This is a genomic window from Veillonella intestinalis (assembly GCF_943193155.1).
Taxonomy (GTDB): domain Bacteria; phylum Bacillota; class Negativicutes; order Veillonellales; family Veillonellaceae; genus Veillonella_A; species Veillonella_A intestinalis.
Window position 1 is genome coordinate 97,731 of record NZ_CALPDB010000001.1, and the last position, 13,120, is coordinate 110,850.

A 13,120-nucleotide genomic window follows, 5' to 3' on the forward strand; every position below is an offset into this window, starting at 1 on the left:
TAAAAAATAATGAAATATTAAATTTAATATTATGTATAAATAGGTGATATATTATTTCCTGCTTTATAAACAAAATATAATTTTTTAGCGAAATATTTAAAAAATTCCTTATTTTATGTCTTTCTTCTTTTATAGGCTGTTCTTTTTGATATAATAAAGTTATAAAAAATAAATTGTATATAAAAATTAATAGTTTATCATTAGTTAGATAATAGAGAGATATAAGAGGTGAGGAGATGAATAAAAAGACGTTAAATATAGGTAATAAAATTTGCACTATATATAGTGGTGAAAATCCAGAGTTTTTTTTAATTCAACCTGTTGATGAACATGATTTAGAGGTACTGGACAAAGAGGTTGATATGTTAACACATGAAGTGGGTTCTCATTTGTTACTAGTGGCAATACATATAGAGAATTGGAATGAAGAATTGTCTCCTTGGTATGCGCCTGCAGTGTTTGGTAATGCTGATTTTGGTAATCAAGCTACTGATACGTTAGATTATATTGAAAATGTAGTAATACCATATGTAATAGAAGCATATCAATTGAAGGAAACTATACCTGCTATATTAGGAGGTTATTCTTTAGCTGGGCTTTTTGTTTTATGGAGTGCTTATAAGAGTACACGATTTTCTGCTATTGCAGCCATGTCTCCATCAGTTTGGTTTCCTAAATGGCTTGATTTTGTAAGTAATAATGTACCCTTAGTTAATACTATCTATCTTAGTTTGGGTGATAAAGAAGAACGAACAAAGAATAAAGTGATGGCTACTGTAGGAGATTGTATAAGAAAGCAGGCTCAATTATTAGAAAGCCAAGGTATTGAATGCACCTTAGTTTGTAATAAAGGAAATCATTTTCAAGAGTCTGATACGCGGTGTGCTAAGGGTTTTTGCTGGTGTATAGAATCATTAAAGTACAAATCATGAAAAAGTACGATGGCTCTAGTTACTATATATTAGATATAAAGCGTAAACTATGAGAAAAGTTTTATTGCTAATGGATATTTAGAAAACTTTCCGTGACGGTTCTTGAGGGGCATGGAAAAATGTGTAGAGGAGGCTTAGTATGAAAACGTATGATGTAATTGTAATTGGTTTTGGTAAAGCAGGTAAAACGTTAGCAGGTAAATTAGCTAAACAGGGGAAGTCGGTAGCGTTGATTGAAAAAAATGTGTTTATGTATGGTGGTACTTGTATCAATGTAGGCTGTTTGCCGTCGAAACGATTAGTAACAGATGCAGAGTTAGCACCTAAGGCAGACTTTTCAGCTAAAGCTGCTTATTATAAACAAGTTATTGCAGAAAAACGAATGTTGACGACAGCGTTGCGTAAAGCAAATTATGATAAAGTGGCACAAGCTGGTGCTGATATTATTGATGGGGTAGCCTCTTTTGTTGATGCTACACATATTAGTGTTAAAACTGCTACTGGGGACATCACCTTAGAAGGTAAGCAATTTATTATTAATACGGGATCGACGCCAGTTATCCCAGCTATTAAAGGGTTAGCAGCTAGTACTGAGGTGTATACGTCTGAAACGCTTATGGAGTTAGATGATTTACCTGAAACGTTGACAATTTTAGGTGGTGGCTATATAGGGCTTGAGTTTGCTGCACTATATGCAAATTTTGGTAGTAAAGTAACAGTAGTACAAGATAGAGATACTTTCTTGCCGCGGGAGGATGAAGATATAGCAGTTAATATTCGCTCTGTATTAGAAGCTAAGGGAGTAAATATTATAACAGGCGCTGAGGCAACAGAAATTAAGGAGGGCACTTTATATTATAAAGTTGATGAAACACAACATTCTTTAGAAGCGTCAGCCATTTTAATAGCCACTGGTCGCCGTCCTAATACCGATGAGTTGGCTGCTGAAAAAGCAGGTATTAGACTATCAAAACGTGGCGCTATTGAAACAGATGAACATTTGCGGACGAATGTTCCCAATATCTGGGCGGCTGGTGATGTATGTGGTAAGTTACAATTTACTTATATTTCATTGGATGATAGTCGGATTATTTTAGAAGATATGCAAGGTGATAAAGAACGGACAATTAATAATCGTGGTGCGTTTGCCTATTCCGTATTCATTGATCCACCATTTTCACGGGTAGGTCTTAATGAACAAGAAGCAAAAGCAAATAATCTTGAGTATCGAGTAGTTACTTTAGCAGCGAATGCTATTCCAAAAGCAAAAGTAATTCGTAAAACAGACGGTGTTTTGAAAGCTTTAATAGACAGCAATAATAAAATTTTGGGGGCTCAGCTATTTTGTGCGGAATCCTATGAAATCATTAATTTTATTAAATTGGCTATGGATCAGAATTTAGATTATCAAGTATTACGTGACTTTATCTATACGCATCCAACTATGTCAGAAAGTTTGAATGATTTATTTGCTTAATCTATTTCAGTGATTTAGTTGATTTAATTGCATAATAGATTTAGTTACATATTAGATTTTGCTTACGTTGTTTTCCTTTGTATGTGTTACTCAGTTTTGCATGTATTCGTCCAACTATATAGTGTTTCATCCAAAAACATAGTGTAATTGGACGAAATAAAGATGAGTTGGATGAATAATGTTAGTTTGTAATAAAAAACAGTAATGTGCTGATTAAACAGCCATTGCTGTTTTTTTATTAGGTATTTTTTATAACTTCTTCAATTGACATATTATTAGATTGCGAGTATTATATTAATATAGAAAAATCTCGAATTATAGATTTGATATAAAATAGGATTAGTTAGGGTATGAAAAGGTATATATGGGAGCTTACATATAACTTAAACAGGAGGCAGCTATGAAAGTATCTGTTTTAAATTTAGTTCCTTTGAGAGAAGGACAAACACATAGTGAAGCGTTTCAAGATATGACCGAATTGGCAAAACAAGTTGAAAGTTTTGGCTATGAACGGTATTGGATTGCAGAACATCATAATATGAAGAACATAGGCAGTAGCGCTACACAATTGTTAATTCAACATACACTAGCAAATACAAAGTCTATTCGGGTAGGCTCTGGAGGGGTAATGCTTCCAAACCATAGTCCTTATATTGTGGCAGAGCAATATGGTACCTTAGAAACTTTATATCCGAATCGTGTAGACTTAGGTCTTGGTAGAGCGCCTGGTACTGATCAAGTAACAGCACGAGCTTTGCGTCGCACTCAAAATTTATATACAGATTTTGCTAGTGAGTTAGACGAGTTAAAAGGCTATTTTAATGATACCAATCCAGTACATGCGTATCCTGCTGCTGGTATTGATGTACCATTTTATATTTTAGGTTCTAGTACAGATAGTGCGTATTTGGCGGCTGAATTAGGTCTGCCATATTCCTTTGCAGCTCACTTTGCACCAACTATGATGGAAGATGCAATTGCTATTTATAGAGAACGTTTTAAACCATCTGATGTATTAGATAAACCGTATGTTATTTTAGGCCTTAATGCGATTTTAGCGGATAGCGATGAAGAAGCTATTCGGTTAGCAACAACGCAGACACAGAGTTTTTTAGGCGTTGTAACTAATAGTCGCAAAGGGTTGCAACCGCCAGTTAATTCAGAAGATGAAATCTGGGATAATTATGTAGCGGCTAGAACAGCACCTCATTTTGGACCGATTTCTTTTAGAGCGGAAGATTTAGCATTTAGAGAACAAGCGATTGTAAGACAAATGGCTTCAGTTTCTTTAATTGGTAGTCCTAAGACGGCTAACGAACAGCTGAAAGAGTTACAACAGCGCGTAGAGTTTGAAGAAATTATGGCTAATAGCCTAATTTATGATACAAAGGCGCAAATTCACTCCTATCAATTATTAGCTGATGTAGTAAAAAATAGATAAAATAAAAAGCTGTAGCAAACCTCTTTTGGGAGAGGTTGCTACAGTTTTTTATGAATTAGTATGTCTTTATAGTTGTTTTTGCTATAATTAAGCAAAGGAGGGCGATCAGAGGACGTTATTTTAAATTTAAAAGTCGGTCAAATTCCAGTAGCAATTAAGGGCGATACATTGACTATGAGCCAGAAGGCACCTACTTTTGGTGAATGTATTGATAAACGTGAAATTGCCTCTATTTTTGGAATTATAGACGCTGATATAGCTAATGAATTTCCTGTACAATGGGTGAGCACAGGCTTAGAAGCTGTGATTATACCACTGACTTCAAGAGAAGCTTTGCGGGCAGTGAAAGTAAATAAAGAGGCATTTAAGACCTATGTTGATAAACATCCTGCTTGTAATTGTAATCATCTTTTCTTTGTGCAAGAAGGTGCGACGCAATTATCGGCTCGCTGTTTAATGGAAGACTTTGTAGAGGATCCTGCGACAGGGAGCGCTAATGGAGATTTAGCAGGCTATTTATTACATCATAATTATTTCAACGCTTCAGATATTACTTATACAGTGTATCAAGGGGAGGATATGGGACGTGTTTCTGTCTTGCAAGTGCATGCTCAATATAAGTCTACTGATGAATGGGTAATTGAGGTGGGTGGCACTTGTCATATTGTAGCAAGTGGAGATTGGCTATAAAATATAAGGATATAAGAATAGTTAGGCGATAAGAGGCTTGTAATGGTTACTTAGTAATCGTTACAAGTCTCTATTTACATGGAGTAAAAGATATACTATAATATAACTACATCAATTATATCTAATTAGATATAATTGTGCGAGGTTGAAATAAATTTGCACTAAAATATAAAAAATAAGTATCAGATTATTTGTTATAGTAGCAAGGTTAGCAAAAAAGAATACTATTTAAAGAGAGGTACGTAAATATGGAACGTAAAATAAAAACTAAAGTAAAAGGTTTTAGAACACAAGATGGTGCTGGCGTGAGTTTAGTACGTGTTTTGGGCAATAATACAATTGAAGAGTTTGATCCTATTTTGATGCTAGATTCTTTTGATAGTATAAATCCAGAAGAATATACAGCTGGTTTTCCAATGCATCCACATCGTGGGATTGAGACGATTAGTTATGTTTCACAAGGTAGAATGGTTCATCGGGATAGCTTAGGTAATGAAGAAGGTATTTCTGATGGTGAAGTACAATGGATGAATTCTGGCTCTGGTATTTTACATGAAGAAATGGTGCCAGCATCAGATCGTTTATTAGGGGTTCAGTTATGGTTAAATTTGCCACAAGCTGAAAAGATGAGTAAACCAAGTTATCATTCTATAAAGCGGGCTGATATTGAAGAAATACCTTTTGAAGGTGGTAAAATTCGTTTATTGGCAGGTAAATATAAAGATCATCAAGGTTATAAAGGTGAACATTTACCATTAGATTATTATGATGTGCATATGGCAGCAGAGGCTAATATTACCATTGAGTCCGAAGAAGAAGATTCCGTTATGCTCTTTACTTTATTAGGTAATATATATGTAAATGGTGAGTTTATAGAAGAAAAAACAGCTGTTAAATTGACCGCAGGTACAGAAGTAACTTTGAAAATGGGCGATAAGGCTGGCCAAGTCTTATATATTAGTTCTAAAGCATTGCATGAACCAGCAGCTTGGGCGGGACCAATTGTAATGAATACACAAGATGAAGTGCAACAAGCGTTTGCAGAATTACGTAATGGCACATTTATAAAAGATAAAGTTGAATATTGAGGTAAATTTATTAAGCCCTTGCAGTAAGCAGGGGCTATTTTTAGTTTTCATAAAATTAGACATAATGTATTACTTTCTATAGAGAAATTGTGATAGAATGAAAAGAGACTTTTGTTAATAAATAGAATGGTTCATTGTAAAATAATAAGCATTATTTTAACCTTGGAGACGTAATAGGCCATTAAAAGACCTTGAGGAGATGAGTATAAATGGCGTTAGCAGATGATATGTTGCAACTAATTGAAACAAGGCGGAGTATTCGTAATTTTAAACCAGATGCAGTGCCAAAAGAATTGATTGAGAAAATAGTAAAAGCTGGTACTTATGCCGCTTCTGGTATGGGGAAGCAGTCACCTATCATTGTGGCCGTAACAAATAAAGAATTGCGGGACCAACTAGCTAAGCGAAATGCACAGCTTATGGGTACTGACATGGATCCTTTTTATGGTGCACCTGTTGTTTTAATTGTATTAGCGGCTAAAGAAAGACCTACACATGTTTATGATGGTTCCTTGGTCATGGGTAATTTAATGTTGGCAGCTCATGCTCTAGGCTTAGGGAGTTGCTGGATTCATCGCGCTAAGGAAGAATTTGAATCCTTTGAAGGGCAGGCTTTATTAAAATCTTTAGGTATTACTGGTGAATATGTAGGTATCGGTCATTGTGTCATTGGTTATGTGAATGGTAAAGAGCCAAAAGCAAGTCCTCGTAAGGATTCTTGGGTATATTATGTAGAATGAGATTATGACACATTGCATATAAAGTAACACGTTAAGAACAACGCAGTTTATACATAGAATGGTGGTATATATGGAGTTTTTAGAAGTAAGTACATGGATTATGATTGGCAAAATTATTGTAGTGGATATTTTGCTAGCCGGTGATAATGCCGTTGTTATTGGGATGGCTGTTAGTAAGTTAGAGCCTAAGTTACGAGAAAAAGCAATTATGTGGGGCACTTTTGGGGCCATTGCTATGCGATTAATTTTTGCTACCATTTTAGTAGAAGCCTTAGAATTTATACCCGGCCTTCACTTTATTGGCGGCTTAGTCTTGTTATGGATTGCCTTTCATTTACTCATTGGCGATGATGATGATGCTAATATTGAAAGTAAGGATTCTTTGCGAGGGGCTATCACTACGATTATTATTGCCGATGCTATGATGAGTATAGATAATGTAATTGGGGTAGTTGGTGCGGCTAAAGGTCATCTTGAATTAGTCATTGTAGGGATGTTAATTACGGTTCCACTTTTGATTTATGGATCTCGTTTACTAGCACGTATCATTAATAAATACCCAATTATTCTTTGGATTGGTGGTAGTTTATTAGCGTGGGTAGCTAGTGAAATGGTAACTGCAGAGCCATTCTTGAAACCTTATATTATGGGCTATGAGCGCGTAATTGAAATTGCTGGCGTTGTATTAGTCGTAATAGCGGCTCTTATGGTAAAACGTATGAGAAAATCTAAAACTACAGAAAAATAAGTGTATATCAAGTTGTAGATACTTAAAAGTATGAGCGACTCCTAGCGATGTATTATCGTAGGAGTCGTTTTTAGTGTGAAAATACAACAACATTTATTTAGCTATATACAAAATGTAAATATTGACATTACAACTTAGGTTAGTTACAATTAACATGTAATGTATAAAGTTACATGCTGGTGCGAGATTACGATACATGATGTAGCTAGTTAGTAAGGGCTCATAAGTAATCTTGCAATAAACGAATTTTTGATGTATATCGTAGGAGGTTATATTATGAAAATTGCAGTAGTAAGTTCTAATGGTAAAGTAGGGCGTTTGGTAGTCGCAGAGGCTCTTCGTCGTGGATTTGAGGTAACTGGTTTCGCACGGAGTGAAAATAAATCTGATGCTAAGCAGTTTGTACAAAAAGATATTTTTGATATTACGGCGGCTGATTTAGCTGGATTTGATGCTGTTGTTGATGCATTTGGTACGTTTTCACCAGATACTTTAGATCTGCATACACAGTCATTAATGCATCTAGCAGATGCTGTAGCTAATACGGACACTCGTTTATTAGTTGTTGGTGGGGCTGGTAGCTTGTATGTAAATAAAGAACATACAATGCAGCTATTAGATACGCCAGAATTTCCTAAGGAATATTATCCATTAGCTAAAGCACAGGCTGATGAATTAGTAGCACTTCGTAAAAGACATGATGTAAAGTGGACATTCGTTAGTCCTGCTGCAGAATTTGAAGCGGACGGCAAGCGTACTGGTGAATATATATTAAGTGGTGAAGAGTTTACTCTTAATGAACGAGGTGAAAGTGTAGTTAGTTATGCTGATTACGCCATGGCTTTGGTCGATGAAATTGAAAAAGGGCATCATGTACAGCAACGGATTAGTGTAGTTGGCAAATAAAATATAGGCTTTAGATCATTAAGTATATATTTTAGTGTATAGTTTAGCATATAGTTTTATTCGCTTTATAGTTTTATTAGCTTTACCTTATAGTGTATATATTTTAGATTATTTGGAGTATATATTTCAGCTTATATTCTTTAAATTAGGAGGCAAATAGGAACAGCTATAGTAAATTATATTAATTCGTGTTATACTTAAAATGTAATATTTAATATTACAAGGTTGTATTGAACTAATCTAAGAAGCGGGATTAGCTTACCATAGTATAAATAGGTGAAGTACCTTCACATTATGTAACATGAATTGAGGAGGGCATGATATGCAAATATCAAGTCGTTTTACTATAGCGGTTCATATTTTTACTTGCATTGCTATTGCTGAAAAAAATTATAAAGTGACCAGCAAATTTTTGGCTGGTAGTATTAATGTAAATCCTGTTATTATCCGCAATATTGTCCTTATGCTTAAGGCTCATGGCCTTGTGGATTCTCGTCAAGGGAGTTCGGGGATTAAGATTGCTAAATGTCCATCAGAGATTACTTTATTAGATATTTTTAATGCTGTAGAGTCCTTGGATAATGGTCAATTATTTAGTTTTCATGAAAATCCAGCTAAGGATTGTCCGGTAGGGAATCATATTCATGATGTGTTAGATCATCGCTTGGTACAAATTCAAAATGCATTGGAGAATGAGCTACAGAGTATTACTTTGGCGTCTGTAATTGAAGATGCAGAGGCTCAAATTGAAAAGGATGCTCAATAGTATTCTTTAGCGTAGCTGATATATGCTGCAATAGTGGTGTGTATAGTAAATGCTACTAATTGAATAAAGTAGTAAATGACAAGGCGCATGAATTATCATGCGCCTTTTTTATAATAAAAATATTGAAAATGAATAACAAATCTAAGATGTATGTGTTGACATTACAACTTAATTGCTATATAATTTACTTGTAATTAAAGATGTTACTAGTTGTAGAGCTCAAACAACGATAGATTGTTATTTTGTGTGTTAAATAAAGTTTGAAAGAGAGTTGTAAAGCATGAATGTATTATTGAAAAATTTATTCCGTTATCAGGATAGTGGCTTATTATTTTATCGTATTGTATTTGGTTTATCTATGATGGCTCATGGCTATTTTAAGTTTGCTGGCGGTGAGCAAGCCTTATATGGTGTAGGCAGTATGCTAGGAATATTTGGCATTACTGGTGGATATCTTGTATTAGGTTTTATGGCTGCCACAGCCGAATTATTAGGTGGCCTGTTGCTTGTTTTAGGATTGGCAACTCGTCTAGGCTCCTTAATGATTATTGGTACTTTATTTGTAGCTACGGTATTAGAACTAGGTAAGGGTTTCTTGGCTTGGGACTATCCATCACAAATGATGTTTGGTGCTATTATGCTGTTAATTGCTGGACCTGGTCGCTTTAGTATGGACTATAAATTAGCGCATAAAAAATAAAAACAAAATAAATAAAAAATTCCTCGAAAAGCAGGCTCTATTAGTAGGGCCTGTTTTTAATTTAAGAAAAATTTAACAAATATTAAAAGTTCTTTTGTAATATCTATTTCATTCTCTCTCTGTTTAGTGTATAGTAGGTCATATATTAGTATATACTTAGGAGAGCAGCTATGAAAAAACATTGTGCCATTGTATTAGGTGGTTTATTTTCTACCTTAGACGGGATTGATACAGCTGATTTTATTATTGCTTGTGATAGAGGCTATGCCTATTTAAAAGAATATAATTTAGAACCTAATTTGATAGTCGGTGATTTTGACTCATATCATGGGGCTGTGACAGCGGGGATACCGATTCTTGATTTGCCTACTATGAAAGATGATACTGATACGATGGCAGCCATTCGGTATGCATTAGATAATGAGTATTTAGACTTAACGTTGTATTGTGCATTTGGTGGACGTTTTGATCATTTAATGGGCAATGTGCAAGCGGCTATGTATGCGGCTAGCCGAGGTGCGGTTGTGCGTATGGTAAACCATGATACAGATAGCTATTTTATTAATCATGGAGAACTTATTATTGAGCCAAGAGAAGATTGTTCTTTGTCAGTATTAGCTATGACTGATGAGTGTAAAAATGTGACAGTAACAGGCACTACTTATGAGTTGAAAGAGGCTACGTTAAAAAATACTTTTCCTATTGGTGTGAGTAATGAATGGAAAGGTACCGCTCATATTAAAGTAGGCGAAGGGGTTTTAATGGTATCTATGGTGAATATATAAAGATTAGGAGGTCTTAGTGTGTTAACCTCTTTAGGTTTTATTTTATTAGGTGGGGCAGCCCTAGCAGGGCTGTGCCGCCGTATTCAACTGCCTACGATTATAGGGCTTATGGTGGCCGGTCTTATATTAGGGCCACAAGGCTATAATTGGTTAGATAGTACAATGCTAACTATTTCGCCAGATTTACGGCAAATGGCACTTATTTTAATTCTAGTTAAGGCGGGGTTAGCTATTAACTTGCGAGATATTTGGAACTTAGGTCGTCCATTACTTATGATGGCGACTGTGCCTGTGCTGTTAGAGCTTATTGTATTAACATATTTGGGGCTTACTGTTTTTGAATTACATGGGCTAGAAGCTTTATTACTTGCAACGGCTGTATGTGCCGTTTCACCAGCTGTTGTTGTATTTCGCATGATTCATTTAATTGAGCAGCGGTACGGGATTGCTAAAAAAATTCCTCAACTTATTATGGTGGCCTCGTCATTAGAAGATATTGTAGTTGTTGTAGTTTTTTCGCTCGTGTTAACTTTGGTAGAGGCCCATGTGGAAACGCCTGATGGCATAGGGGCATTAGAAGCTATGGCACAAGTTCCTATCGCTTTATTAGGTGGTATTCTTTTAGGTGTATTAAGTGGTGTATTATTAGCTTATATTGCGAAAATTATGAGCCCTAGTGCGCCTACTATAGCCAAAGCAAAGGTATTAAAAGTGAGTCAGAACTTATTAAAAGAAGAAGCTATTAATTCTGCAAAAGAGAATAAAGAAGGTAATCAAGCTAAGGCTATGAAGACCTATATGATGACGCCACAGCAAGCTACCTTACTATTAACCCTTATTGTTGCCACTGCATTTGTTTTAGTAGCTTTGGGGAATTGGTTAAAGTCTATTATTTCTATTTCGGGGCTATTGGCCGTCATGGTTATGGCTAGTGTGGTTAAGGGACAAGTTCCTTATGAATTAGGGCAAGGACTTAACCGGATGGTTAACCAACTTTGGATTCCTGTAGAAATCATTTTATTTGTACTTGTAGGCGCTGCTATTGATACAACATATATGCTTAGCATGAGTGGCATTTTAATGGCAGTTATTGGATTAGGTTTAGTAGGGCGCACTATAGGTGTGGTAATTTCCTTATGGAAGACGCCGTTGAATCGAAAAGAACGAGCATATTGTGCTATTTCTTATGCGCCAAAAGCTACAGTGCAAGCTGCGATTGGAGGAATTCCCTTAGCATTAGGTTTAGCTAGTGGGCCTTTAGTATTAGCCGCTTCCGCAATGGCCATTGTAATTACATCACCGATTGGTGCTATTTGTATGGACTATTTTTATACACGCTGGCTTACATATGATGGACAGGAGCAATAGAAATGACGATTAAACAACGACTTACTATATCTAACTTCTTGATGATTGGTATTCCTGTGTTAATTGCTTTTGTTATTAGCTTTTTTACGATTACGGCTCTTTGGGTTCCTCTTGTACAAGAAAATAATATTGGAGTGCGCGATTTAGATGACTTTGAAAAAACAAGTTCGTTTTTACTGACACAAATCGAAGGTAAGTTAAATGAAACATCCGCGCAAGGTCGAGATCCTAGACTATCTGAGGTAGGTAGTTCGTTGCGCCTACTAACAGGCTATACTGTATGTATTGAAGATCCACAAGAGAAGTTATGGGTTTGGGGCGAGGAGCCTAACACTTATACGAATTATTTACAAACATTAGCGGAGCAGTTAGAAGATAGAGGCATTATTTCGGTGGGGACACATGCTGTAGCCTTGCGAGATATACAGACCTTGTATGGTACTTATAGAGTGTATATTTTTGGCTCTGAAATACAGCCTCATGTATGGCCCGCTAAAGATACGGTTAAATGGACTTTGATTTTTATTTTTGCCGTTGTCATTGTTGGCGTTATTTTTGCAAATCGCTTCTTAACTCGGTTTGTATTTCAACGGATTCGCAGTGCACTTGATTTATTAGCGAAAGGCGTTCGCCAAATTCGTGATGGAAATTTAGAAGTAAAACTTTCTTATGAGGGGCGTGATGAATTTGCGCCTATTTGTGAAGATTTTAATGAAATGGCTCGTCGTCTTAAAGAATCAGTTGAGCTTATTCAAAAGCAAGAAGAGAATCGAAAAGAGTTGTTGGCTGGTATATCTCATGATTTGCGTTCCCCCTTAACGTCGATTAAAGCATACGCAGAAGGTATTCAAGATGGCATTGCTACAACACCTGAATTAGAAGCTAAATATATCCGCATGATTCAAACTAAGGCTGATGAAATGGAGCGAATGATTAGCAATTTATTTACGTTTTCTAAAATGGAAATGGATGATTATCCTAATTACCCAGAAGAAGTAGATATGGGGCAAGAGATTGCAAATTTTGTACGCAATGAAAGTGTAGCCTATGAAAATAAAGGTTTGCAGTTACAGTATGAGTTAGTTGGCGAGAACTTTACAGTATGGGCAGATCCATTTCAAATTCGCCATATTTTATTAAATATTGCAGATAATAGTGTAAAATATAAAACAAAGAATAGGGGGCACCTATACATGCGTTGTGAAAATCGTGATAATTTTGTTACGATTTCTTTAGCTGATGACGGACCTGGTACGACAGCAGCTAATATGGAGCGCTTGTTTGAAGTGTTTTATCGCGATGATGTAGCTCGTAGTAATCCTCATACAGGTAGTGGTTTAGGATTGGCTATTGTTAAGAAAATGGTTCAACAAATGAAGGGAACCATTAGCGCTGAGGCAGTGGTTCCCCATGGTTTGCAAATTACTATGAAATTCCCTATATATGAAAAAGCGCATTAAAAGTGAAAAAGAGCAGTAA

At 35.7% G+C, this 13,120-nt stretch carries 12 protein-coding genes and 1 pseudogene; all 13 read left to right on the forward strand.

The window, feature by feature from the left end:
• Window positions 1-236: 236 nt before the first annotated feature.
• The 13 genes and pseudogenes from NFR44_RS00440 (at window position 237) to NFR44_RS00500 (ending at window position 13,101) form a co-directional block, all read left to right on the forward strand.
• Window positions 237-932, forward strand: coding sequence for an alpha/beta hydrolase-fold protein (locus NFR44_RS00440; RefSeq protein ID WP_251439943.1), 696 nt, complete (start codon window positions 237-239; stop codon window positions 930-932).
• A gap of 139 nt (window positions 933-1,071) precedes the next feature.
• Entirely contained in the window at window positions 1,072-2,409 is a 1,338-nt protein-coding gene (locus NFR44_RS00445; RefSeq protein WP_251439946.1) for an FAD-dependent oxidoreductase, read from the forward strand.
• 400 nt (window positions 2,410-2,809) lie between these two features.
• Window positions 2,810-3,850, forward strand: a complete 1,041-nt coding sequence (locus NFR44_RS00450; RefSeq protein ID WP_251439948.1) for an LLM class flavin-dependent oxidoreductase — start codon at window positions 2,810-2,812, stop codon at window positions 3,848-3,850.
• A gap of 114 nt (window positions 3,851-3,964) precedes the next feature.
• Window positions 3,965-4,540, forward strand: a pseudogene (locus tag NFR44_RS00455) (PhzF family phenazine biosynthesis protein); the annotation flags it as partial.
• Window positions 4,541-4,788: 248 nt separating this feature from the next.
• Window positions 4,789-5,628, forward strand: coding sequence for a pirin family protein (locus NFR44_RS00460; RefSeq protein WP_251439951.1), 840 nt, complete (start codon window positions 4,789-4,791; stop codon window positions 5,626-5,628).
• A gap of 209 nt (window positions 5,629-5,837) precedes the next feature.
• Window positions 5,838-6,368 (forward strand): nitroreductase, encoded by a 531-nt coding sequence (locus NFR44_RS00465; RefSeq protein ID WP_251439953.1) that lies wholly within the window; start codon window positions 5,838-5,840, stop codon window positions 6,366-6,368.
• A gap of 70 nt (window positions 6,369-6,438) precedes the next feature.
• Window positions 6,439-7,116 carry a TerC family protein gene (locus NFR44_RS00470; protein WP_251439955.1) on the forward strand — a complete coding sequence of 226 codons (678 nt, stop codon included), beginning with the start codon at window positions 6,439-6,441 and terminating at the stop codon, window positions 7,114-7,116.
• 276 nt (window positions 7,117-7,392) lie between these two features.
• Entirely contained in the window at window positions 7,393-8,022 is a 630-nt protein-coding gene (locus NFR44_RS00475) for an NAD(P)-dependent oxidoreductase (RefSeq protein ID WP_251439957.1), read from the forward strand.
• Window positions 8,023-8,344: 322 nt separating this feature from the next.
• Complete coding sequence (locus NFR44_RS00480) at window positions 8,345-8,788, forward strand: Rrf2 family transcriptional regulator (RefSeq protein ID WP_251439959.1); 444 nt, start codon at window positions 8,345-8,347, stop codon at window positions 8,786-8,788.
• 280 nt (window positions 8,789-9,068) lie between these two features.
• Window positions 9,069-9,488, forward strand: a complete 420-nt coding sequence (locus tag NFR44_RS00485) for a DoxX family protein (RefSeq protein WP_251439961.1) — start codon at window positions 9,069-9,071, stop codon at window positions 9,486-9,488.
• Between the two features lie 170 nt (window positions 9,489-9,658).
• Window positions 9,659-10,273 (forward strand): thiamine diphosphokinase, encoded by a 615-nt coding sequence (locus NFR44_RS00490; RefSeq protein ID WP_251439963.1) that lies wholly within the window; start codon window positions 9,659-9,661, stop codon window positions 10,271-10,273.
• Window positions 10,274-10,291: 18 nt separating this feature from the next.
• Entirely contained in the window at window positions 10,292-11,641 is a 1,350-nt protein-coding gene (locus NFR44_RS00495) for a cation:proton antiporter domain-containing protein (protein ID WP_251439964.1), read from the forward strand.
• A 2-nt stretch (window positions 11,642-11,643) separates the two neighbouring features.
• Window positions 11,644-13,101, forward strand: a complete 1,458-nt coding sequence (locus NFR44_RS00500) for a sensor histidine kinase (protein ID WP_251439967.1) — start codon at window positions 11,644-11,646, stop codon at window positions 13,099-13,101.
• The last annotated feature ends 19 nt before the right edge of the window (window positions 13,102-13,120 follow it).